Annotated in this window: 21 protein-coding genes; 10 read left to right on the forward strand and 11 right to left on the reverse strand. The window is 57.9% G+C overall.

The window, feature by feature from the left end; genetic code table 11:
* Positions 1–2: 2 nt before the first annotated feature.
* Positions 3–461 (reverse strand): alternative ribosome rescue aminoacyl-tRNA hydrolase ArfB, encoded by a 459-nt coding sequence (gene arfB, locus E1180_RS20385; protein ID WP_155194291.1) that lies wholly within the window; start codon positions 459–461, stop codon positions 3–5.
* On the reverse strand, positions 458–1,138 hold the full coding sequence (gene rutR / locus E1180_RS20390; RefSeq protein ID WP_155194294.1) for an HTH-type transcriptional regulator RutR: 681 nt from the start codon (positions 1,136–1,138) through the stop codon (positions 458–460). The genes arfB and rutR overlap by 4 nt, the downstream gene beginning before the upstream one ends.
* 409 nt (positions 1,139–1,547) lie before the next feature.
* On the opposite strand from rutR, the gene aptA reads away from it, so the two are divergent.
* The 8 genes from aptA (at position 1,548) to E1180_RS20430 (ending at position 10,348) form a co-directional block, all read left to right on the forward strand.
* Positions 1,548–2,891, forward strand: a complete 1,344-nt coding sequence (gene aptA, locus E1180_RS20395; protein WP_155194297.1) for an omega-aminotransferase AptA — start codon at positions 1,548–1,550, stop codon at positions 2,889–2,891.
* A gap of 36 nt (positions 2,892–2,927) precedes the next feature.
* Entirely contained in the window at positions 2,928–4,184 is a 1,257-nt protein-coding gene (locus E1180_RS20400; RefSeq protein ID WP_155194299.1) for a Zn-dependent hydrolase, read from the forward strand.
* 152 nt (positions 4,185–4,336) lie between these two features.
* A complete protein-coding gene (locus tag E1180_RS20405; RefSeq protein WP_425280941.1) occupies positions 4,337–4,546 on the forward strand; it encodes a GIY-YIG nuclease family protein in 210 nt (69 codons plus the stop codon).
* Between the two features lie 276 nt (positions 4,547–4,822).
* Positions 4,823–6,280: a dihydropyrimidinase gene (gene hydA / locus E1180_RS20410; RefSeq protein WP_155194301.1), complete on the forward strand. Its 1,458-nt coding sequence runs from the start codon at positions 4,823–4,825 to the stop codon at positions 6,278–6,280.
* 129 nt (positions 6,281–6,409) lie between these two features.
* Positions 6,410–7,201, forward strand: coding sequence for an ABC transporter ATP-binding protein (locus E1180_RS20415; RefSeq protein WP_155194888.1), 792 nt, complete (start codon positions 6,410–6,412; stop codon positions 7,199–7,201).
* A gap of 156 nt (positions 7,202–7,357) precedes the next feature.
* The gene (locus tag E1180_RS20420) at positions 7,358–8,281 is read left to right on the forward strand and encodes an ABC transporter permease (protein ID WP_155194303.1); all 924 of its coding nucleotides are present in this window, start codon (positions 7,358–7,360) and stop codon (positions 8,279–8,281) included.
* Positions 8,278–9,435 (forward strand): ABC transporter permease, encoded by a 1,158-nt coding sequence (locus E1180_RS20425; RefSeq protein ID WP_155194305.1) that lies wholly within the window; start codon positions 8,278–8,280, stop codon positions 9,433–9,435. Before E1180_RS20420 ends, E1180_RS20425 begins: the two co-directional genes overlap by 4 nt.
* A 133-nt stretch (positions 9,436–9,568) precedes the next feature.
* Positions 9,569–10,348, forward strand: coding sequence for an Fpg/Nei family DNA glycosylase (locus E1180_RS20430; RefSeq protein WP_155194308.1), 780 nt, complete (start codon positions 9,569–9,571; stop codon positions 10,346–10,348).
* 59 nt (positions 10,349–10,407) lie between these two features.
* Here the strand turns inward: E1180_RS20430 and E1180_RS20435 are convergent, their stop codons facing one another.
* The gene (locus tag E1180_RS20435; RefSeq protein ID WP_155194309.1) at positions 10,408–11,400 is read right to left on the reverse strand and encodes an ABC transporter substrate-binding protein; all 993 of its coding nucleotides are present in this window, start codon (positions 11,398–11,400) and stop codon (positions 10,408–10,410) included.
* Positions 11,401–11,681: 281 nt separating this feature from the next.
* Here E1180_RS20435 and mazG point away from each other — a divergent pair, with 281 nt between their 5' ends.
* Together mazG and E1180_RS20445 are read left to right on the forward strand one after the other, a co-directional pair.
* Positions 11,682–12,512, forward strand: coding sequence for a nucleoside triphosphate pyrophosphohydrolase (gene mazG, locus E1180_RS20440; RefSeq protein WP_155194310.1), 831 nt, complete (start codon positions 11,682–11,684; stop codon positions 12,510–12,512).
* A 119-nt stretch (positions 12,513–12,631) separates the two neighbouring features.
* Positions 12,632–13,387: a substrate-binding periplasmic protein gene (locus tag E1180_RS20445; RefSeq protein ID WP_155194311.1), complete on the forward strand. Its 756-nt coding sequence runs from the start codon at positions 12,632–12,634 to the stop codon at positions 13,385–13,387.
* A 12-nt stretch (positions 13,388–13,399) separates the two neighbouring features.
* On the opposite strand, the gene hflX is transcribed toward E1180_RS20445, so the two are convergent.
* The 8 genes from hflX to E1180_RS20485 all read right to left on the reverse strand — a co-directional run bounded on the left by hflX (position 13,400) and on the right by E1180_RS20485 (position 24,042).
* The gene (gene hflX / locus E1180_RS20450; protein ID WP_155194312.1) at positions 13,400–14,818 is read right to left on the reverse strand and encodes a GTPase HflX; all 1,419 of its coding nucleotides are present in this window, start codon (positions 14,816–14,818) and stop codon (positions 13,400–13,402) included.
* The gene (hfq, locus tag E1180_RS20455) at positions 14,819–15,076 is read right to left on the reverse strand and encodes an RNA chaperone Hfq (protein WP_187300740.1); all 258 of its coding nucleotides are present in this window, start codon (positions 15,074–15,076) and stop codon (positions 14,819–14,821) included. It lies immediately after the preceding gene.
* 182 nt (positions 15,077–15,258) lie between these two features.
* Entirely contained in the window at positions 15,259–16,122 is an 864-nt protein-coding gene (locus E1180_RS20460; protein WP_155194313.1) for a D-amino-acid transaminase, read from the reverse strand.
* A gap of 102 nt (positions 16,123–16,224) precedes the next feature.
* Complete coding sequence (gene trkA / locus E1180_RS20465) at positions 16,225–17,601, reverse strand: Trk system potassium transporter TrkA (protein WP_155194315.1); 1,377 nt, start codon at positions 17,599–17,601, stop codon at positions 16,225–16,227.
* 46 nt (positions 17,602–17,647) lie between these two features.
* Positions 17,648–19,015: a nitrogen assimilation response regulator NtrX gene (ntrX, locus tag E1180_RS20470; protein WP_155194317.1), complete on the reverse strand. Its 1,368-nt coding sequence runs from the start codon at positions 19,013–19,015 to the stop codon at positions 17,648–17,650.
* Positions 19,005–21,281, reverse strand: a complete 2,277-nt coding sequence (locus E1180_RS20475; RefSeq protein WP_155194320.1) for a sensor histidine kinase NtrY-like — start codon at positions 21,279–21,281, stop codon at positions 19,005–19,007. Before E1180_RS20475 ends, ntrX begins: the two co-directional genes overlap by 11 nt.
* A 227-nt stretch (positions 21,282–21,508) precedes the next feature.
* The gene (ntrC, locus tag E1180_RS20480) at positions 21,509–22,948 is read right to left on the reverse strand and encodes a nitrogen regulation protein NR(I) (RefSeq protein ID WP_155194322.1); all 1,440 of its coding nucleotides are present in this window, start codon (positions 22,946–22,948) and stop codon (positions 21,509–21,511) included.
* Between the two features lie 14 nt (positions 22,949–22,962).
* The gene (locus E1180_RS20485; RefSeq protein ID WP_155194890.1) at positions 22,963–24,042 is read right to left on the reverse strand and encodes a two-component system sensor histidine kinase NtrB; all 1,080 of its coding nucleotides are present in this window, start codon (positions 24,040–24,042) and stop codon (positions 22,963–22,965) included.
* Positions 24,043–24,093 lie beyond the last annotated feature (51 nt).

Below are 24,093 nucleotides of genomic sequence, written 5' to 3' on the forward strand. Positions count from 1 at the left end.
ATTTAGCCGTCATGCGCGGCCCTGCCCCGCATTTTCTTGATTTGACCGCGCTGTTTCTTTGCTTCAAGGCGCCGTTTTTTCGAACCGAGGGTCGGTTTGGTCGGCCTGCGCGGTTTCGGTTTTTCCGTTGCCTTGGCGAGCAAGGAGATCAAGCGGTTGAGGGCGTCTTCCCGGTTGCGTTCCCGGGTTCTGAACCGGTCGGCCTGTAGAATGATTTCGCCGTTGAGCGTCAGCCGGCTGCCTGCGAGCCTTGCTGCCCGTGATTTGACGTCTTCGGGCAAGGTTGTGTTGCCAGAGAGGTCGAAACGCAATTGAACAGCGGTTGAAACCTTGTTGACGTTCTGGCCGCCTGGACCGGACGCGCGTATGAAATCCTCGCTCAGATCATCTTTATGGATCCAGTAGCGGTTGGTGATTTCAATACGGCCGGTTGCCTGATGGTCGGAAGGTCGGTCGGTCATGCGCTGGATGCTGCTTCCTTCGGCCAGTCCAGCCCAATCCCGTTCAGGATCAGGCTTGTGACGGCCATTTCCGTTTCCGCCTTGAAGCCGGGGTCCGATAAATCGCGTCCGGTCAGCGCCCGTACTTGAACGGAAAAGTCCGCGTAGTGCTGCGTCGTTGCCCAAATGGTGAAAATCAAATGGAGCGGGTCGACCGGCTTTATCTTTCCAGCTGAAATCCAGCCGTCGATGATTGCGGATTTCTCGGTTACGAGGCGCTTCAGGTCAGCTTCAAGGATCGGCAGGATCTGTGGTGCGCCTTGCATCACCTCATTGGCGAACAGTCTGGACGCCTCGGGAAAGGACGCGGAAATCTCAATCTTCTGGCGAATGTAAGCGGCAAGTTCTTCGGCCGGGTCGCCATTGGCATCAAGTGTCTTTAGCGGTGCAAGCCAGACATCCAGAATATGTGCAAGAGCCGCATTGTAGATGGCCTCCTTGGAGGCAAAATAATACAGGAGATTGGACTTCGACATGCCCGCTTCGGCTGCAATCCGTTCCACGGTCGCACCGGAAAAGCCATACCGGGAAAACTCTCCCAGGGCCGCCTCCAAGATGAGATTGCGGTTTTTTTCCTGGATGCGGCTCAGCCCCACCGGTTTCGAAGCCGCTGCGGTTTGCCCGCCGATATCTGCCATTCACACTCTCCTGTGGCGCCCATCCAGAGCCAGATGATCAGAAATTAGTCATGTCGACCGAATTTGCATCTTGACCAGTTGGTCAAATCAATCCTACCGTAAATTGACCAAGTGGTCAGAAGGCTATTCGATCCGATTCCTCACCGCAATGGTGTTGGTAAGCTGGCATCGAATTTGGCTTTTTGGCCGGAAAAATTGCCGGAAAACCGGCATTGCCCAACGAGGCACACCAGAGGTTTCGTCACCGGACAATGAGGCAACGCCCGTTCCGGTGGCAGATTGAGCAGCGGATGGAGAGGACCGAACGCTGAGACGCGATTCCGCCTTTGCGCGGAAGCTTCAGCATGTCTACTCTCCCCCTTGTAAGTGATCAACAGTCGGCCAGGAAACCTGGCCGCAAGGAGGACGTATGTCGGCACCGGCATCAGCAGCATCGAGCCAGGCTGCTACCAACAACCTTGAAGCTTTCTGGATGCCGTTCACGGCCAATCGGCAGTTCAAGCAGGCCCCGCGCATGTTCGTGTCGGCCAAGGACATGCACTACACAACGTCCGATGGCCGTCAGGTTCTGGACGGTACCGCCGGCCTTTGGTGCTGCAATGCCGGACACTCGAGGCCGAAGGTCGTTGAAGCGGTCCAGCAGCAAGTCGCGCAGCTCGATTATGCGCCCGCGTTTCAGATGGGCCATCCAAAGGCGTTTGAGTTGGCAGCGCGCCTTGCGGCGATGATGCCGTCGCCGCTGGACCATGTGTTCTTCACCAATTCCGGGTCTGAGAGTGTCGATACCGCCCTGAAAATTGCCCTCGCCTACCAGCGCGCGATTGGCCAGGGCACCCGTACCCGGCTCATTGGCCGCGAACGCGGGTATCACGGCGTCGGTTTCGGCGGTATTTCCGTTGGCGGAATTGTCAATAACCGTAAACACTTCGGCTCAATGCTCACGGGCGTTGATCACATGCGCCATACGCATGACCCGGACCGCAATGCGTTTTCGCGCGGGATGCCGGAAAGCGGTGCGGAATATGCCGAGGATCTGATCCGGATCATTCAACTTCACGATCCGTCGACGATCGCCGCTGTGATTGTCGAACCGGTTGCGGGATCGACAGGCGTGCTCATTCCGCCCAAAGGATATCTTGAGCGTCTTCGCGAGATCTGTACCCAGCACGGCATCTTGTTGATCTTCGATGAGGTCATCACCGGGTTTGGCCGCCTCGGCTCGCCTTTTGCGGTGGATCATTTCGGTGTGACACCGGATCTGGTCACCACCGCAAAGGGGCTGACATCCGGTGTGGTTCCGATGGGGGCCGTGTTCTGTACCTCCGATATCTATCAGGCCTTCATGGACGGACCGGCTCATATGATCGAGCTGTTCCACGGCTATACCTATTCCGCCCATCCGGTCGCCTGTGCCGCCGCCCTTGGAACGCTGGACACCTATGAGGACGAAGGCTTGCTCACCCGCGCGGCGGATCTTGCCGGCTACTGGGAAGACGGGCTGCACTCCTTGAAGGATTGCCCGAATGTCATCGACATCCGGAACCTCGGGCTTATCGGCGCCGTTGAACTGGACCCGATTGCCGGTGAGCCGACCAAACGCGCCTTTTCGGCCTTCCTGAAGTCCTATGACGACGGCATTTTGATCCGCACGACGGGTGACATCATTGCGCTTTCCCCGCCGCTGATCATCACCAAGGGCCAGATCGACGAGCTGTTCGGCAAGCTCAGAACCGTTCTTGAAACCATCGACTGACCTGAGAAACAAAGACCTCTTGAGGAGATAAACGATATGGCAGCTCCGGGCGAAAATCTTCGCATCAATGCCGACCGGCTGTGGGACAGCCTGATGGATATGGCCAAGATCGGCCCCGGGGTTGCCGGCGGCAACAACCGCCAGACATTGACGGACGCCGATGCGGAAGGGCGCAAGCTGTTCCAGAAATGGTGTGAAGATGCCGGCATGACCATGGGTGTCGATACGATGGGCAACATGTTCATGACACGGCCCGGCACCGATCCGGAGGCCCTGCCCGTTTATGTCGGCTCGCACCTTGATACCCAGCCGACCGGCGGCAAATATGACGGTGTGCTTGGTGTTCTCGGCGGGCTTGAAGTTGTCCGGACCATGAACGACCTCGGTATCAAGACCAAGCACCCGATTGTGGTGACCAACTGGACCAATGAGGAAGGCACGCGCTTTGCCCCGGCCATGCTGGCTTCCGGCGTTTTTGCCGGCATCCACACCCTCGATGAAGCCTATGCCAAGGAAGACGCTGAAGGCCTCAAGTTCGGCGACGAACTGAAGCGCATTGGCTGGGTGGGCGATGAGGAAGTCGGCGCCCGCAAGGACAAAATGCACGCCATGTTCGAGCTTCACATCGAACAGGGCCCAATCCTGGAGGCCGAAGGCAAGGATATCGGTGTGGTCACCCACGGACAGGGCCTGTCCTGGACACAAGTCACGATCACGGGCAAGGACAGCCACACGGGGTCAACCCCGATGCCGATGCGCAAGAACGCCGGTCTTGGCATGGCACGGATCCTCGACCTCGTTGATGAAATCGCCTGGTCCCACAAGCCGCATGCGGTCGGCGCTGCCGGGCATATCGATGTTTATCCGAATTCCAGAAACGTCATCCCGGGCAAGGTGGTCTTCACCATCGACTTCCGCTCGCCGGACATCAATGTAATCGCCCAGATGGAAGAGGACATGAAGAAGGGCGCCAAGAAGATCTGCGATCTAATGGGCCTTGAGGTTGAATTTGAAAAGGTCGGCGGCTTCGATCCGGTCACCTTCGACGAGACGTGTGTTGCGGCTGTCCGCAACGCGGCGGAACGGCTCGGCTATTCGCACCAGAACATTATCTCGGGCGCGGGCCACGATGCCTGCTGGATCAACAAGGTCGCCCCGACCGCAATGATCATGTGCCCTTGTGTCGACGGCCTGTCGCACAACGAGGCCGAAGAGATTTCCAAGGACTGGGCCAAGGCCGGATGTGACGTGCTGTTCCACGCGGTGGTCGAGACGGCGGAGATTGTGGAGTGAGGAGTTAAGGCTGGTCTTGAGGCCTACCGGTCCCGGCTCAACCGGGATGACAAAAGCTGGGGTTTTTGCGCCCCCTCTTCGGTCATCCCGGACAAGCGCAGCGCGATCCGGGATCGGAGAGCCAGCGGCCTGTCTAAGGAGAAGCATAAGCGGTGTCAGCCTGGGTCTACATCCTTGCGTCAAAGCCCTATGAAACGCTCTACACGGGCGTCACCAACCACTTGGCCAGAAGGGTTTATGAGCATCGGGAAAAACAGATCGAAGGGTTCACCAGAAAATACAGCGTAAGAAGTTTGGTTTGGTATCAGGAATTTTATGAATTCGCCGATGCCATACAGATGGAAAAACGGATCAAGCGCTGACGGCGCCAGTGGAAATTTGAACTGATAGAGAAAGATAATCCGGAATGGAGCGATCTTTATCAGGACTTGAACAAGTAGCCGGGGCTCCCCGATCCCGGATCGCGCTTCGCTTGTCCGGGATGACGACGGACATTTTTGGTGGATTGGGTCGCGTACTGTCCACTGGTCTTTGTCATCCCGGACGAACAACGTGAGATCCGGGATCGGAGAGCCCGACGGTGACCGATCAAGACGGATAAACAAGATTGCGAAGAACGAACGCATGAGGGGAACAACATGACGAGTAAAGTGATCAAGGGCGGGACCGTTGTTACCGCGGACCTGTCCTACGAGGCGGATGTGAAGGTTGAGGGGGGCAAGATCGTCGAGATCGGTCCGAACCTTTCCGGCGACGAGACCCTGGATGCGACCGGCTGTTACATCATGCCCGGCGGGATCGACCCGCATACCCATCTTGAAATGCCGTTCATGGGCACGTTTTCCTCTGACAATTTCGACAGTGGCACCCGTGCAGCACTTGCAGGCGGCACCACGATGGTGGTCGACTTCGCCCTGCCCTCGCCCGGCCAGGGCCTGCTTGAAGCGATCCAGATGTGGGACAACAAGTCCACCATGGCGCACTGTGACTACTCCTTCCACATGGCGATCACCTGGTGGGGTGAGCAGGTCTTCAACGAGATGCAGACCGTGGTGCAGCAAAAGGGCATCAACACCTTCAAGCACTTCATGGCCTACAAAGGCGCCTTGATGGTGAATGACGACGAGATGTTCGCCTCTTTTCAGCGCTGTGCGGAGCTGGGCGCCCTGCCGCTCGTCCATGCGGAAAATGGCGACGTCGTTGCAACGCTCCAGCAAAAACTCCTGTCGGAAGGCAACAACGGTCCGGAAGCCCATGCCTATTCCCGCCCGCCGGAAGTGGAAGGCGAAGCCACCAACCGGGCGATCATGATTGCCGATATGGCGGGCGTTCCGGTCTATATCGTGCACACGTCTTCGGAACAGGCCCATGAGGCGATCCGCCGGGCGCGCCAAAACGGCATCCGCGCTTACGGCGAGCCGTTGATCCAGCACCTCACACTGGATGACAGCGAATACAAACACGCTGATTGGGACCACGCCGCCCGCCGTGTCATGTCGCCGCCCTTCCGGGACAAAAAGCACCAGGACAGCTTGTGGGCGGGTCTTGCCTCCGGGTCCCTTCAGGTGGTTGCCACCGACCACTGCGCCTTTTCCACGGACCAGAAGCGCACCGGGATTGGTGATTTCACGAAGATTCCGAATGGGACCGGCGGACTTGAGGACCGCATGCCGATGCTGTGGACCTACGGGGTCGGTACCGGCCGGCTGACGCCGAATGAATTTGTCGCGGTGACGTCAACCAATATTGCAAAGATCCTCAATATCTATCCGAAAAAAGGTGCCATTCTGGTTGGCGCGGATGCGGATATCGTTGTCTGGGATCCAGCCAAGGAAAAGACGATCTCTGCCTCCACGCAGCAATCGGCCATCGACTACAACGTGTTTGAAGGCAAGCAGGTCAAGGGCCTTCCGCGGTATACGCTGACACGCGGCCGGGTTGCCGTGGAAGACGGCACGGTCAATCCGCAACAAGGACATGGCGAGTTCGTCAAGCGCGAGCCGTTCCAGGCCGTGAACAAGGCCCTGTCCACCTGGAAGGAACTCACCGCACCGCGCAAGGTGGAGCGGACCGGCATTCCCGTGAGTGGGGTTTAAGATCAACACCGCGTCTGCCGGTGGCGGGAAACATCTGCCGGCAGACACGGAAGATACGGGCTGCCGTTGCCGGGAACTGGGGAAAGTATGTTGACTGCTGCGGAAATTGAAGATGGACTGGAAGATGCCATGAGCGAACAGGCCAAGCGGGTGATTGACATCGAGAAACTCTCGCTGACGTTCCAGACCAATGACGGCCCGGTGCATGCGCTTTCCGATATCGATTTGAAGATCGAGGAAGGTGATTTCGTCTCCTTTATCGGGCCGAGCGGCTGCGGCAAGACCACGCTTTTGCGGGTGATTGCCGATCTGGAACAGCCGACTGCTGGCAGCATTACCGTCAACGGTCTCTCGCCAGAGCAGGCGCGGCTGAACCGGGCCTATGGATATGTGTTTCAGGCAGCTGCGCTCTATCCCTGGCGCACGATTGCCAAGAACATTGCGCTTCCCCTTGAAATCATGGGCCTTTCCAAGGCAGAGCAGCAGGAACGCATTTCCAAGAACATGGAACTGGTCAACCTTGCCGGCTTTGAACAGAAATATCCGTGGCAGCTGTCCGGGGGTATGCAGCAGCGGGCGTCCATTGCCCGCGCTCTCGCGGTGGAGCCGGATCTTCTATTGATGGATGAGCCGTTCGGCGCGCTTGATGAAATTGTCCGGGATCACCTCAACGATCAGCTGCACCAGCTTTGGGACAAGACCAACAAGACTGTTGTGTTCGTCACCCATTCCATCCCGGAGGCCGTCTACCTGTCGACCAAGATTGTGGTGCTCTGCCCCCGTCCTGGCCGGATTTACGATGTGATTGACAGCGATTTACCGCGCAATCGCACGCTTGACCTGCGCGAAAGCCCCGAATTTTTGAAAATTGCCCACCGCGTCCGCGAGGGACTCAAGGCGGGGCACTCCTATGATGACTGATTTGCAGATCTTCAACGAGCGTGATCCCGGCCGAAGCTCCGCTGAGAGCCGGGATCGGGACGCCACAATCGCCCTTGAGCCCCACCGATACCGGATCCCGCTTTGCTTGTCCGGGATGACAAATCTGAGAGTTCTGCAAACACCAGCGGTGATCCAATGACCGATGCCGCCCTTTCTTCCTCCCGCAGCACCAATCCCTTCTCCGGTCTGATGTCCGGGACCGCCGGTCCGGTCCTTGTCGTTGTGCTCGCCATTCTGGCCATCTGGTATGTTGGCACGTTTGCCTTGAACGCGCCGTTCCAGCGGGACCTTTATGAGCGCGCGGACCGCGTCGATGTCCCCTTCAGCCAGCTGGTGGCCGATACAATGGCGCAGGACCGTCCCAAGCTGCCGGCCCCGCATCAGGTTGCGATCGAGCTTTGGGACACGACGGTGGAAAAGAAGATCACCTCCAAGCGCTCGCTGATCTATCATAGCGGGATCACGTTGACCTCCACCCTGCTCGGTTTTGCGATTGGCACCGGGCTCGGCATTTTGCTCGCCATCGGGATCGTGCACAGTCAGGTGCTCAACAAGTCGCTGATGCCCTGGGTGATTTCATCGCAAACCATTCCGATCCTCGCGATTGCGCCCATGATCATCGTGGTGCTTGGCAATATCGGGATCACGGGCACGCTGCCCAAAGCGCTGATCTCAACCTATCTCTCATTCTTCCCGGTTACGGTCGGCATGGTGAAGGGGCTCCGCTCGCCCGAAGTCATGCATATGGATCTGATGCACACCTATTCGGCGACGCGCGTGCAAACCTTCTTCAAGCTTCGCCTGCCCTATGCCGTGCCATATCTCTTCACGTCGATGAAAATTGGTATGGCGGCGTCTCTCGTTGGCGCCATCATCGGTGAGTTGCCAACCGGTGCTGTTGCGGGCCTTGGGGCGCGGCTTCTTGCCGGGTCTTATTATGGGCAAACCGTTCAGATCTGGTCGGCCCTGATCATGGCAGCCATTCTTGCCGGCTCACTGGTTGCCCTGATCGGCGCGCTTGAAAAACTCACCTTGAAACGCATGGGGCTGGCGCGATGACAACGGCAAGTCTTTCCAAGAAAATCGAGATGTCCTCGGTGCTGGCCTGGTTCATCGTGGCGATGGTTGGCCTTGGCTTTGTCTCTACCGTTTTTGAACCCGATATCGGTGTTCTGTCAGTGCCGCGCCTTGCCGCCTGTCTGGTGATCCTCGCCCTCGCCGGTGTGCGGTATGAGCTTGGCTTTGCCCGCAACAAGGCAGGTGATCTGGTCCTGGGCGTGGTGGCCGCCGTGTCGGCCTATCTGCTGATTACAAGTGTCCGCGCCCATGTAGGGCTGGCTGCGACTGGGTTTTGGGCGTTGACAGCTGCCAACTGGGCTGCTGCATGGCTGTTTGTCGATCGGCTGGCAAGCTGGAACCTGCGTTCGCCTATCCTCAGCCGGATTGTCAATCTCGCAATCCCGGCTGTTTTTGGGATCACATTGCTGGTGTTGTGGGAATTGATCGTGACCGGGGCCGGTAAACCCGGTCAGGGGATCTCCAATGCACTGTTGCCTTCCCCGTCCGAGATCTGGGCGCGGCTGATAACCTCCGTGCCGATCCTGTGGACCGATTTCAAGCAAACATTTCTGAAGGCCGTCCTGGCTGGCTATGCCCTTGGCTGCGGCAGCGCGTTTATCATTGCTATTCTCGTTGACCGCGTGCCGTTCCTGCGCCGGGGGTTGCTGCCCATCGGCAATCTGGTATCGGCGCTACCGATCATCGGTGTCGCCCCGATCATGGTCATGTGGTTTGGGTTCGACTGGCCTTCCAAGGCTGCGGTTGTCATCATCATGACGTTCTTCCCGATGCTGGTGAACACGGTCACCGGGCTGGCGGCCTCCGAGGCGATGCAGCGGGATCTGATGCGAACCTATGCGTCAAACTATTGGCAGATGCTTTTCAAGCTGCGCCTTCCAATGGCCATGCCCTTTATCTTCAATGCGCTCAAGATCAACACAACGCTGGCGCTGATCGGGGCAATTGTGGCGGAGTTCTTCGGCTCGCCGATTTCGGGGATGGGCTTCCGGATTTCAACCGCCGTCGGCAGCATGGATCTTGATCTGGTCTGGGCCGAGATTACCGTTGCAGCGCTCGCTGGCATGACGTTTTACGGTCTGGTGGCGTTTCTAGAGCGCGCTGTTACTTTCTGGCATCCATCCGTGCGGGGTTAGTGCGGGCAGCGTTTTCAGAAACCCTACTCGCCAATCCACCGGCAGGGCCTTTCCTGACATTGAGGGTGCCCTAGTGTTTGGTATGTGCCGCACCCGCGGCATATATCCTCCACTTTCTCACCAGAGCGCATTCATGCCTGAAGGTCATACGATCCACCGTGCCGCCCGAGACCACCGCAAGATATTGAAGGGCCGCGCGCTTCGGGTTTCTTCGCCGCAGGGCCGTTTCGAAGAAGGCGCTGATTGGTTGGACGGACGGGTGTGCGGAGACGTCGAGGCCTATGGCAAGCATCTGATTTACCGCTTTGAAGGCGAGGCTATCCTTCACATTCACCTTGGATTGTTTGGCCGGATCCGGAAGCGGAAAATGCCGGAGCCAGAGCCGCGCGGCGCAGTCCGGATCCGGCTCGCGGGGGACACCCATCTTGTCGACATCAACGGACCGACCGCCTGTGAAATTCTGGATCCAGATGACCTTGCCAGGCTGACCGCCCGTATCGGCCCGGATCTTTTGAGGCCGGATGCCGATCCCAATCTCGTCTTCACCCGGATCTCGAAAAGCCGGTCCTCAGTTGGCAAATTGCTGATGAACCAGTCTGTGCTGGCCGGCATCGGCAACATCTACCGGAGTGAAATCCTGTGGCGGCAGCGGATCCATCCTGATCTTCCCGGGAAGGATTTAACCCGCGAGGCATTCGACCGCTTGTGGGCGGATGCCGTCCAGCTGCTGGAGCTCGGTGTCAAACGCAATGCGATCATCACGGTTGATAATGCTGCGCCCGGAAAAGGCCGGTACCGGGAACGGGTAAACATCTTCGGCAAGGACAATTGCCCCGCATGTGCAGGCGCGATTACCCGCGTCGAGATCGATACGCGGAAGGCTTATTACTGTGCCGCCTGCCAAGCCTTGTGACAATACGGCAAAAACCGCCCCGCGCTCTTGTGCGGGGCGGAACCTTGTCCGCTAGCTCCTCAAAGGGCTGATTTGACCTTTTCGGCAACTTCAGGGCTCACCCAGGCCGTCCAGACATCGGGAAAGCTCTCGAGGAAAAAGTAGGCACCGTCTTCGCTCGTGGCCTGATTTTCATCCATCCAAGCCAGAACCGCGCTGGCGGTGGCGTTGTCCCAACTGCGCTTGGTGACATAATCCATCGCAACACCGGCTTTTTCCGCAAAGGGCGCGGCTGCCAGGCTGTACACCTCACCGGTTTGCCAGCCGTTTTTCTTCGGATCTTGGCAGTCCGGCACAGAGGTGCATCTGGCCCATTCCTGCGCATCAAACGGCACGCCGAAATCAAGCAGGGTCATTTCGTATTTTCCAAGAAGGGCCGTCGGGCCCCAATAGTAGCCGATCCAGCCTTCGCCCCGTTCCACGGCCCGCGCGATGGTGCCATCAAGGGCTGCTGCGGACCCGGTTTCGACAATCTCGAAGCCGCCATCCAGGGCACCGTAGGCTCTCAGCAGGTTTTCACTGATCGGGCCGCAATCCCATCCCGGCGGGCAGGTGTGAAACGCTCCCTTGGTGCCGTCTTCTGCCCCAGGAAACAGCTCTGGCCGGGCCAGGGCATCGGCAACGGTCTTCAGATCATGTTCTTCTGCGAGCGCTGCCGGTATCCAAAACCCCTGCACGCCCCCTTCCTTCAAGACCTCTCCGCCGATGAGGATCTTGCCCTCCGACACAGCGGCATCGAGCGGTTCGCGGACCGAATTGACCCAGATCTCCGGAGCAAAGTCGGGTTCGCCCTTTTCGACCATTGATGTGAAGGTCGGTACGGTGTCACCAATCACCAGCTCAACATCGCAGCCAAAGCCCTCCTCTAAGATGATCTTGTCGATCTGGGCCATGGCAGCGGCGGAAGCCCAGTTCATCTCCGCAATAACGACATCGCCGCAGGCCTCATCTGCCTGGACCGGAGCCGTTGCAAGACAACCGGCAAGCGCCGGAATTAGATATCGCAGTTTCATCGATGAGCTCTCTGTCAATTGGGTTGCGAGCATTGCCAGAACCCGCCCTGGACGTGCCGGACGAGCGCTAAGGCTCTACTGTCGTTGCTGATTTTAGGGCGCTTCCCGGGTGTTTGAAAGAGATCTGCACGGAAACACCAAATGTGATCAAGTTCAATTTTGTTTCATTTGTTCATCAGGAGGCGAATCCTTCGGGGGGCGACTGTCCGGATTGAAAGAAGCGGGCGAACCTGCGACATAGGAGGCAGGTTTTGTCCCGCTCAAATCACCAAGGACCTTTCATGACCCCCAGCCGCGATATTGCCCGTCTCATCGAAATCATGGCAGCGCTGCGCACGCCCGTAACAGGGTGTCCATGGGACCTTGAGCAGACCTTTGAGACGATCGCGCCCTACACGCTTGAAGAAGCCTATGAAGTGGCCGATGCCATCCACGCCAAGGATTATGTCAATCTGCGCGAGGAGCTTGGTGATCTCCTCCTGCAAGTGGTCTACCACGCCCGCATGGCCGAGGAGGAGCAACACTTCGACTTCGAAGATGTTGTTGAGGGTATTACGAAAAAACTGATCCGGCGCCATCCGCATGTCTTCGGTGATGAGACGGGCGAAAAGCCGGAGCTTGTTAAAGGCATTTGGGAGCGGATCAAGGCGGAGGAAAAGGCGGAGCGGAAAGCCGCCCGCGCCGCTGAGGGTATTCCTGAACCGAAGACCGGGTTCCTGGATGACGTGCCGAGTGCCTTCCCGGCTCTCCTTGAGGCAGACAAATTGCAGCGCCGGGCGTCAAAAGTCGGTTTCGACTGGAATGATCCGCGGCTGGTGCTGGACAAGATCCGTGAAGAAACTCATGAACTGGACGCAGAGCTGAGCGCGCCGGAACCCGACCGCGATAAAATTGCCGGTGAGCTCGGTGACACTCTGTTCGCGCTCGCCAATCTCGCGCGGCATCTCGATATTGATCCTGAGGAGGCACTCAAGCGCACAAACCGGAAATTCAGAACCCGCTTTTCCGCCATTGAGGATCAGGCGGCGGCATCCGGAACGACTTTGGACGCCATGACTCTCGACCAGATGGAGGACGCCTGGCAAGCAGCAAAACGGCCTGCCGCCGTTTAACGGTCTTTGCAAGGCAGCCCGGAACCCGCAGGCTGTCGCCCGAGTAAAATTCGCAAGATTTACAACCGGCCACTAGATGCCTGATTGTATCCGCCTACGATTATGGACGTCCGGCGGGCATGAAGCATCTTATTATAATGTGGTTTGGCGTTGTCCTGCTGGTCTCGTCCGGCAAAAACGCTCTGTCGGAAACCTGGCGGATCGCGTCGCTGGTTTGGCCGCCCTATGCCGGACCGATGCTTGATGAAGACGGGATTGCCGTAGCTGTCTTGAGATCATCACTTGCCAGGATCAACGTCGAGTTGGAAATCGACTACATGGCTTGGCCCCGCGCCAAGGCTCTTACGGCCCAAAATGACTACCTTGCGTTCTTCCCGGCATGGCCGGAAGAAATTCTCGAAGGTTACATTTCATCGAAACCTGTCGAGATGTCCCAGATCGGGGTCGTCTTCACCGCTGGGCAGCCTGTTAGATGGAACAGTCTGCAAGAGGTTTTCGATAAATACACGGTGGGATTCGTGTCCAACTATGTTTATCCGGAGGCGCTGCAAGCCGAGATTGACCAGCGTTTTGCAGGGGATGCCGGTGCGGATACGGAACGTGATCTCGTGCGCATGCTTGCGGCCGGCCGTGTCGACGTGGCGATCACCGATCCGAATGTAATGCTTTTTCTGGCCGAGGAGATGGCTTTGGGCTCAATCCGCGCGCATTCCAAAGTCCTGTTTCGCAAGCCGCTGCTGGTCGCATTCAAAGACACCCCCGAAAACCGGGTTCGCCGGGACCAGTTGAACAAGGTTCTGCCAACGGTGAACCTTCACCAGCTTGTTTGCTGCCGTTTCGTGCCGCAATCGGTGGAGATGCGGCCCGTCCAGTAACCTCGAAGCCCGCTAGCTTTCGTCACCGGCGACAACAAAGCTTGAAAAAGTCTCGCGGAAAGGTCCCCGTTGCTTGTCGGATACGCGCACCTCGGCCGTGATGAACTCATCGCCATCCAAACGCTCAAGCACTTCCGAGATCTGGTAGAGCTTGGCAAGCAAGGCACCTTCGGAGACCGGCAGTTTGACCGACAGGATGTCGTCATGCTGTGCCATGAAGGCGTCGACCCGGACTGACAATCTGTCGAGCCCCTCACCTGTCCAGGCCGATAGCGCGACAGGCCCGTCGCTAGAGGCTTCCGCGAGCAGTTTTTCGCGGTACGCCGGGTCGAGGCAATCAATTTTGTTCCACACTTCGATGACCGGTGCGCCGGAGACGGCGTCGACACCAAGGTCAATGAGGGTCTTCTTAACGTCTTCTGCCTGCGCGTCCGTATCCGGGTGGGAGATATCCCTCACGTGCAGGATCAAGTCTGCCTCAAGAACCTCTTCAAGCGTTGCCCGGAAGGCAGCCACAAGATGCGTCGGCAAATCCGAGATGAAACCGACCGTGTCCGACAGGATCACCTCACGGCCATGCGGAAGCGTGACCTTTCGCAAGGTTGGATCCAGGGTCGCGAACAAGAGGTCTTTGGCAAAGACATCGGACTCGGTTAGCCGGTTGAAGAGCGTAGATTTGCCTGCATTGGTATAGCCGACCAGAGCCACGACCGGCTGCGGGATCTTCTTGCGCTTCTTGCGATGAAGGTCGCGTGTCCGCCGGACATTTTCAAGCTGGCGCTGCAGGACCAGGATACGCTCTTGGATCTGGCGCCGGTCGGCCTCGATCTGGGTCTCGCCCGGACCGCCCATGAAGCCTGCTCCGCCCCGCTGGCGCTCCAAGTGGGTCCAAGATCGCACCAGACGGCTTTTCTGCCAGCTCAAATGCGCCAGATCGACCTGAAGCCGGCCTTCCTTGGTCCGGGCTCGGTCGCCGAAAATTTCCAGGATCAGGCCGGTTCGGTCGATCACTTTCGTTTTCAACCGGCGCTCGAGATTCCTCTGCTGGACGGGCGTCAGCGGATGATCAATCACGACGAGGTCGAGATCTTCAGCTGCCACGAGCCCCGCAAACTCAGCAACCTTACCTTCGCCAAACAGGGTTGCCGGCTTCGGATTGTTGATGCGCACGATGCCGGATTGAACGATTGTAAGATTGATGGCAGCGCTGAGGCCAATCGCTTCTTCAAGCCTGGCTTCCGGGCTGCGATTGGAGTGGAGAGCGGTGCCGGACGCATCACTGCGTGTCTGAAGATCCGGCTCTATAATCATCGCGCGGAAAGGCTGGGGCAGACGGTCTACCCCCGCATCTTTTTGGCGCAAGGATTTCAGCCCCGGTTCCTCGGTTCCGTTTGATTTCGAAAAGTCGTCCGCGCGAGACTTCGGTTTCAATCAGTTTGCCTTTTCAGCGTTTTCCTCTGCCTGATCGAACAATTGTACAGGTCCGTTGGGCATAATTGTGGAAATGGCATGTTTGTAGACAAGCTGGGAATGCCCATCGCGGCGCAGCAGAACGCAAAAGTTATCGAACCACGTGACAACACCCTGCAATTTAACGCCATTGATCAAAAAAATTGTCAGGGGAGTTTTTTGTTTGCGAACGTGATTTAGGAACGTGTCTTGTAGGTTTTGTGCGCGCTCAGCCATCAGTCTTTTTATCCTGTTTGTTCCGGATGCGGCCGAGCATCCGGTCTATCCGCAGCTTATCGTCAACAGCCGATCAATCAACTGACTTTAACGTAACAACCGCATATTTTTTGCATTGCCCAATACAGGAAGCCTGTCTGCCCCAGTTTCCCTGTCCCAGCCCTAAACGGGCAGGCCCTTGCGATTCATACCGCCTGAAGATCAGTAGCAGTATGAAACTGTTCACGCAATCGGGTTGCAACCGAACCCGGGTGCCCATTTCCGATAATCCTGTCATCAATTCGGATAACAGGCATCGCGATTGTCGAAGCCGCCGTGACGAAAGCCTCTTTGGCTTCATAGGCCTCTTCAAGTGTGAATGGCCGCTCTTCGAACACGAGCCCTTCGCGCTCGATCAGGTCCAGAATCACTGTGCGTGTGATACCGCGCAAGATACCGTTTTCTGCGGGCCTGGTTACGAGAGCCCCAGCTTTTGTCACGATCCACGCGTTGGTCGATCCGCCTTCCGTCACGCAGCCATCTGCGTCCACATACCAGGCTTCTTTTCCGCCCTTTTCCTTAGCGGCTTGTTTTGCAAGCACATTCGGGAGAAGAGCAACCGTCTTGATATCGACCCTCGGCCACCGGTTTTCCGGATAACTGAAGACGGAAATTCCCTTTTCCGCTTGTGCGTTCGCAGCTTCCGGGCTTGACCGGCGCGCGGTGATCACGATGGACGGGGCAACGTCGTCTGCCGGAAAGAAATGATCCCGCTTGGCAACGCCGCGTGTGACCTGAATATAGACAATCCCGTCATGGACCTTGTTGCGGCGCACCACCTGCCTCAGCACGAATTCGACTGCCGACCGTGTCATCGGCCAGTCAATCTGAAGCTCGGTCAAAGAGCGGTCGAGCCGGTCCAGATGCCGCGGGACATCGACGATGTTGCCGTTCCAGACCTCACAAACCTCGTAGACGCCATCAGCGAATTGATACCCGCGGTCCTCAATGTGCACAGCGGCATCGGTGTGGCGCACATATTGTCCGTTGACGTAGGCAATCCGGCTCATCAAGTCCTCTTAAGCATGAACGGTTATAGAACCGACTGGTATTCCAGATAGTTCTGGCGCTTAAGACCATGAAAAGCAAGTGCGTATCGTGCGCAGCTTGCCTTAAAAAAAGTCAAGGCTGACCCGGAACATCTGTTCAACCTGGCGGACCCGGTTCGCAACTGCGAAGATGATGATGCGGTCCTGAGCCTGGATTTGAAGGTCGCCATTGGGGGTCAGGACTTCACCGTTGCGGAACACCGCTCCGACCCGGATCCCCGATGGCAAGTCGATGACCCGAAGTGGTTTTCCAACCAGCGGAGACGTATCGAGCGCTTCGGCCTCCACAATTTCTGCGGCACCGTTTTGCAAGGAATGAACACCGCGGATCCGTCCACGGCGCACATGCTGCAGGATGCGCGAGATTGTGACTGCCCGGGGGTTGATGAACGCATCAATGCCGAGCGCATTTGCAAAAGCGGGATAACTTGGATTGTTGAGGAGTGACAGCGACCGCTTGCAGCCCAGTTCCTTTGCCATGACCGAAGACAGGATGTTGACTTCATCCTCATTGGTCAGGGCGATCATGGTGTCCGTATCTGCGGCATCGGCCTCGTTCAGAATGGTCTGATCGAGCGCACTGCCATGAAGGATGACCGAGCGTTTGAGCTGATCGGCAACTGACATTGCGCGCTCGCGGGAGCTTTCGATCAACTTTATCTTCGTGCCGGACTGGCGCTGTTCCAGGGCTTGGGCAACATAGAGACCGATATTGCCGCCGCCTGCGATAATAACACGCGCCGCTTCAGGCTCCTCATGGCCGAAGATGCTCAAGGTCCGGCGGACCTGGTCCCGGCGCGCAACCACATAGGCAAGGTCACCGACCATGATGGAGTCGCTGCTCTTGGGCACAAAAAGGTGATTGTTCCGGTAAAGGCCGACGACGACGGCTCCCAGGTCCGGGAACAATTCGGTCAGCTGGCGCAACGGTGTGTCGATGACGGGACAGTCTTCCTCGCACATGATACCGACCACGACCACATTGTCGTCGGCAAACCGCACGGTCTCGACGGCTCCAGGCAGTGCAAGGCGCCTCAGGACCATCTCGCCCACTTCGATTTCCGGAGAGATGATTACGTCAATCGGCAGATTTTCGCGGGAAAACAGATTGCGCCAGCGGCCTTGAAGATAGGACTGCGCGCGGATACGGGCGACCTTGGTCGGAACATTGAAGACGGAGTGGGCGACCTGGCAGGCCACCATGTTCACTTCGTCATAAAGAGTGACCGCGACAATCATGTCCGCTTCTTCGGCGCCGGCTTGCGCCAGCACGTCGGGATGGGCGCCATGGCCGACAAATCCCCGGACATCCAGCTGGTCGCCAATGGCCGTGATCAGTTGCGGAGATGAGTCGATCACCGAGACATCATTTTGCTCTGCTGCAAGCCGTTCGGCGATGCCGTACCCGACCTGCCCTGCTCCGCATATGACGATTTTCATCGGATATCCCTTTTATGGCTATCGCGCCGGACAGTGACGCCGCACCTTACGTCATACCGAGTGTCTTGAGTTTGCGATGGAGCGCTGACCGTTCCATACCGACAAACTCCGCCGTCCGCGAGATGTTTCCATCAAAGCGTTTGATTTGAGCCTGGAGATACTCCCGCTCGAACACTTCGCGGGCTTCGCGCAAGGGCACGGACATCAGATGCTCGCCTGCGCCGGACGATGGTAGGCTGGGCAGTGTTTCTCCGATTTCCGAAGGCAGAAGATCCGCCGTAATCGTGCTGTCCGGATCTCCGCGGCTCAAGATCATCAAACGCTCAACGTTGTTGCGCAGCTGACGGACGTTGCCGGGCCAGTCATGGGTCTGCAGAACGGCCATGGCATCGTCCCCGATTGGTCTCAACGGTATGCCCGAGGCCGTCGATATCTGCTCCATGAAATGATGGACGAGAACCGGAATATCCTCGCGGCGCTCCGCAAGGCCCGGGACGCGCAGAGGCACCACACTCAAACGGTGGTAGAGATCCTGGCGGAACAGGCCGGAGGCAATATGTTCTTCAAGGTTTTTGGACGTGGATGACAAGATCCGGATATCCACCTGAACCTTCTGCGTGCCGCCCACCCTCGCGAAACTCTGATCCACGAGAACCCGGAGGATTTTCCCCTGGGTTTCGGCAGGCATATCAGCCACTTCGTCAAGGTAGAGCGTGCCGCCATGGGCTTCTTCCAAAGCCCCAATCTTTTTCAAACTACCGTTCTCAGCCTCGATCCCGAAGAGTTCCTCTTCCATGCGCGACGGAGTGATCGTGGCCGAGTTCAGGACAACGAACGGACTTTTGGCCCGTGGCGAGAGCTCGTGGATCATCCGCGCAGCGCGCTCCTTGCCGGCACCCGATGGGCCAACAATCAGGATCCGGCTGTTGGTGCCCGCGATTTTCTGGATGGTCTGACGCAGTCCATGAGTGGCGGAAGATTCGCCAATGATCCCGCTTGTCTCGCCGCTGCGTTGTTTCAGATCGCGGATCTCACGCTTCAGGCTCGACGCTTCGAGGGCCCGCTCAACAATATGGATCAGCCGGTCGGCTTTGAATGGTTTTTCGATATAGTCGTAGGCCCCGCGCTTGATGGCAGAAACGGCTGTCTCGATGTTGCCATGACCGGAGATGATCACGACCGGCAAATGCGGGTCCGTTTCCTTCAGGACATCGAGAAGCGCCAGACCGTCCAGCCGGCTCCCTTGCAGCCAGATATCCAGGATTACGAGGGACGGCTTGCGTTCCTTGACGGCTGCCAGGGCACTGTCGGAGTCCCGGGCGGTACGAGTTCCATACCCGTCGTCATCCAGGATTCCCGCAATCATCTCCCGGATATCGGTTTCATCATCAACTACGAGAATATCATGCGCCATGGGCTGTTACTGCTTGGTCCTGTGTGGTGTGGGGTTCTGTCTGACCGGCGTCGCTTTCTGCGTGGACCGCCAGGGTCAGGCGGACGAGTGTGCCGGTGCCGCCGGTCGCGGTTTCCGGTGCGTCGAGAAGGTCGATGCCGCCGCCATGATCTTCCAGGATCTTGCGGACGATGGCGAGGCCAAGGCCGGTCCCCTTTTCACGTGTGGTCATGTAGGGTTCCAGAAGGCGTGTCCGGTTCTCTTCCGGCAAACCAATGCCGTTGTCGATCACATCGATGATGATGCGCTCCGGCATATCTTCCGGTTCTCTCCGGATTTCTACCCGTACCGTTCCGGGAGGCAAATCCTCGCCTTCGCGCGCGGTGACGGCTTCCGAAGCATTTTTAATGACGTTGGTCAAAGCCTGTCCCAGAAGGCGGGCATCAAATGTCGCCATCACCGGCGCGTCGGGCAGCGCCGCCTTCACGCTGATATCGGGATTTGCGACCGATTGCATGAACGCGGCATCTCGGATCGTTTCGCGCAGATCCGCTTCGCGTTTGGCCGGCTTGCGCATCCGCGCGAAAGACGAGAACTCATCGACCATCTGACCAATGTCTCCAACCTGGCGCACAATCGTATCAATGCACTGGTCGAATACTTCCCGGTCTTCTTCAATCCGTTTGCCATAGCGCCGGCGGATCCGTTCTGCGGACAACTGGATCGGTGTCAGCGGGTTCTTGATTTCATGGGCAATGCGGCGTGCCACATCCGCCCATGCGGAGTTCCGCTGCGCGGACACAAGGTCGGTAATGTCGTCGAGCGTGATGACATACCCATGCTCGCGGCGCGATGACTGTTCCGACGTGGCGCGAACGCTCATGGTGCGCGTGCGACCGCCGCGCATGATCTCGATCTGTGTTTCAGGCAGCCTGTCGGCTGTAAGCTCCACCAGATTGGAAATGTACTCCTCAAGCTCTGGAACGACTTCTGAGAGCGGTTTGTTGAGGACTTGAATCTCCTGGACCTGAAGGAGGACCTGAGCCGACCGGTTGACCAGCATAATCGAAGCTTCATCATCAATGCCGATCACACCGGTGGAAACACCGGACAGAACGGCTTCATTGAAACGGCGGCGGCGGTCGATTTGTTCGTTCGCGGCCAGCAATGCGTCGCGTTGCCCAAGCAGCTGACCGGTCATCTTGTTGAAGGTTGACCCCAGATTGGCAAGATCACCGCCGGATTTTTCCGTCTGAACCTTGACGGCGAGATTGCCCTTTGAAACCTCGTCGGCGGCTGAAATGAGGGTCCGGATCGGGGACACAAGCCGATTTGCAAACCCAAACCCGATCCAGATTGCCGACAGGATCAAGATGAGGGCCACCCCAAGATAAACGAGTGCAAACGCGACCTGAACGCCGAAGCGGCTGTTTTCCATCTGCTGATATTCAGAGGCACCGGTTTCGGCCAGTCGCAGATGGTCGATCACCCGCGGATCGATTGGTTTGACGGCATAAAGATAGAAATTTTCATAGGCTGACAGCTTCATGATGCCGCCAACAATGTTGGAGCTGCCCGGCGCGATCAGGATCGGGTCTCCTGATCTGGCTTTGAAGAAGCTGTCGGCCGGCGGCATTGGGACATCGATGTTGGGATCAAGTACCACGCGTGTGACAACTTCTCCCTGCTCGTTCAAAAGAAAGGCCGCGAGGATCCCGCGCAAAGACACCTGAGTGGCGAAAAACTGGTCAAAGCGTGTGGGTTCGAAGTCGTAGACGGTCTTGGCCCGGTCGAGGTCGTTCTTCATGGCCAGAAGATCGCCGCGCAGCACCCGGGCATGCTCTTGGAGATAGGCCTGTGCGACGGTAAGGGCATTGTCGATGATCTGCCGCGTCCGGTCTTCAAACCAGCGGTCAAGGCCGCGGTCGAGCGTCACGGCTGCAAGAATTGCCATCAAAACCGCTGGAACAGCAGCGATCACGCTGAACAACGCCACCACACGAACATGGAGACGGGCAGCCGCCCTGCCCCGCCGCCGTGCCTGCCACAGTTTCAGGATTTCAAAGACGATCGACCCGAGAAGAATCGCGGCCAGCACGCCATTCATCGTCATGGCGGCGAAAATGACATCCCGGGTCGGCGCAATGGGCGTGAAGCCCATCAAAATGGCAAACGTGACGCCGATCGACATCAGCGCGACCGTCATGATTGCGAGGCCGAGGCGCCGCCATCTCTTGCCGGCGGCACTCGATTGAGCGACCGTGTTCTGTACCGCTTCGACTATCATCCTGTTCCTGAACGCAAATGATTGATGCCTGGCAGATCGAACAGGCGAATTGCGGCAAAGTTATCACACAATGTTGCGAAATTGCGACAGCCTGGTCAGGGCACTCAAAAAATGTGGTGGATTACGTATGGGTTACGCATGGGGCTGCGTGGTTGGCAGACGTGTGTTTGAAACGGGCGTTTGCCGCCCGTCTAAAAGCAGTTGTTCTCTCGAAAAGCAGCTGTTTTTCAGCGCGTTGATCGCATGACCTGAATATCAAGATCCCTGATTTTCTTGCGCAAAGTATTCCGGTTCACCCCAAGTAACTCGGCAGCTTTGATCTGGTTGCCCCGGGTCGCGGCCAGGGCGGTGCTGATTAGCGGATACTCAACCTCGCGCAAAATCCGGTGATAGAGCCCGGGCGGCGGCAGTGCATCTCCAAATGTTTCGAAGTAGCCAGCGAGATACTTTTCAACCGAAGCGGAAAGATTGACCGTCTCCGGAGCCTCATCGCCAACGGTCTCCGCGGTTGGCTGGCTGAGCTCATGTTCGAGCAGCGCCTCGCCGATAACATCCTGCGGATAGAGCGCAGCCAGCCGCCGGACAAGGTTTTCCAGCTCCCGCACGTTGCCCGGCCAACGGTACCGGCGCAGCATGTTGAGGGCGGCCTGATCGACCTGCTTTGCGGGAAGCCCCTCCTTTTCTGCCAGCGAAAAGAAGTGGCGGACAAGATCAGGAATATCCTCGACACGCTCACGCAGCGGTGGAAGCCGGATCGGCACAACGTTCAGGCGGAAGTAAAGATCCTCGCGGAAAAGGCCCTGGTTGATCAGGTGCCGTAGATCCTTGTTGGTGGCGGCAACAATCCGGACATCGGTCTTGATTGGTGTCCGGCCGCCGACCGTTGTGTACTCACCCTGCTGAAGAACACGCAGCAAGCGCGTTTGCGCCTCCATGGGCATGTCGCCAATTTCGTCTAGGAACAGCGTTCCGCCATCTGCTTGTTCGAAACGGCCGGAGCTTCGATGCTGTGCCCCGGTAAAGGCCCCTTTTTCGTGGCCAAAAAGTTCGGCCTCGATCAGGTCGCGCGGGATCGCTGCCATATTGATTGCGACGAACGGCCCGTTGCGCCGTTTTCCGTAATCGTGAAGGGCCTTGGCGACCAGCTCCTTGCCGGTTCCAGACTCCCCGTTGATCATGACCGTCAGGTCCGTCTGCATCAGCCGGGCCAGAACACGGTAGATTTCCTGCATTGCCGGTGACCGGCCGACCAGCGGCATGCCCTCGCCCGCATCGTCGATGTCGACTGCGGGTTTGCGCTTCGGCTCTTCAAGAGCGCGTTGAACTATTCCCGTTAATTCTTTGAGATCAAATGGCTTTGGAAGATATTCGTAAGCCCCTTTTTCCGATGCCTTGATTGCTGTCATGAAGGTGTTTTGAGCACTCATCACCAGAACAGGCAGCTCCGGGCGCATCTTCTTGATCCGCGGCAGCACATCGAAAATGTTCTCGTCCGGCATCACGACATCGGTGATCACGAGGTCGCCGTCTCCGGAGGAGACCCAACGCCAGAGCGTTGATGCATTCGACGTCAGCCGGACGGAATACCCGGCTCGCGACAGGGCCTGGTTTAGAACCGTGCGGATCGCGGCGTCATCGTCTGCAACAAGAATGGTGCCAGTCGGCATAGTCGGTTCTTTCCCTATTGTTTCCGGTCCAGTGGCTGAACGGTTTCGGAGAAGGCTGGCATCAGGATCCGGAACACGGTTTTCTGGCGCTGGCTGCTGCAGTCGATCACCCCGCCATGATCCCCGATGATCTTGGCGACCAGGGCCAGTCCAAGACCCGATCCGTTGGTTTTGGTGGTGATGAAGGGCTCGAAGAGATGTGGCAGGAGGTCATCGGGCACCCCTGTCCCGTTATCTTCCACGCAGAATTCCAGCGGCAGACTGACCTTTTCGTCAGTTCCGGGAACGGACAAGCGCACGCCGGGCCTGAAGGCGGTTGATATCTTGATCTCACCGTCCGGATCATCGCCGATCGCCTCGCAGGCATTCTTGATCAAGTTCAAGAACACCTGAATGAGCTGGTCCTTGTTCGCAAAGACCGGAGGCAGTGACGGATCATAAGTCTCGACAATCCGCTTGTTGCGCCCAAATCCCGTGTCAGCCAACCGTTTGACGTGATCGAGCACCACGTGAATGTTGACCGGCTCGCGTTCAATCGGCCGCTCGTCGGAAAAGACTTCCATGCGATCGACAAGTTTCACGATCCTGTCGGTTTCATCCATGATCAGGCGGGTCAACGCCCGGTCTTCACTCGGAACCGATTGCTCGATCAACTGAGCCGCGCCCCTTATGCCAGACAGCGGGTTCTTGATCTCGTGTGCCAGCATCGCAGACAAGACCGTTACCGTCCGGGCAGCGCCGCGTGAGGTGAGCTGGCGGTCGATTTTTTCCGCCATCGTGCGTTCTTGAAACATCAGGACAACCGCGCCCGGCCGGTCGGCAACCGGGGATGCATTGATGTCGACTACCTTCGGCGCCCCAATGCGGGGGGTGCCGATATCGACCTTGTACTCGTTGATCGGCGCACTGCGCTCGCGAACCTGATCGATCAGGGTAAGGAGCGGGCTGCCGAACGGCACGAACTCGCTGATCGGATGACGGCGCAAGACGGAGACGCTGGAGCGCATGAAGATTTCAGCGGCCATGTTGGCGGATTCAATGACACCATCGGGAGCGACCAGAAGAACCGGATGCGGAAGTGCGTCTAAAATCATCGGGCCATCACTGGCCAATGCAGCCGCCCGGCCGCTTTGGGACAAGGTGTC

Origin of the sequence: Roseibium denhamense (assembly GCF_009711415.1) — a bacterium.
Classification (GTDB): domain Bacteria; phylum Pseudomonadota; class Alphaproteobacteria; order Rhizobiales; family Stappiaceae; genus Roseibium; species Roseibium denhamense.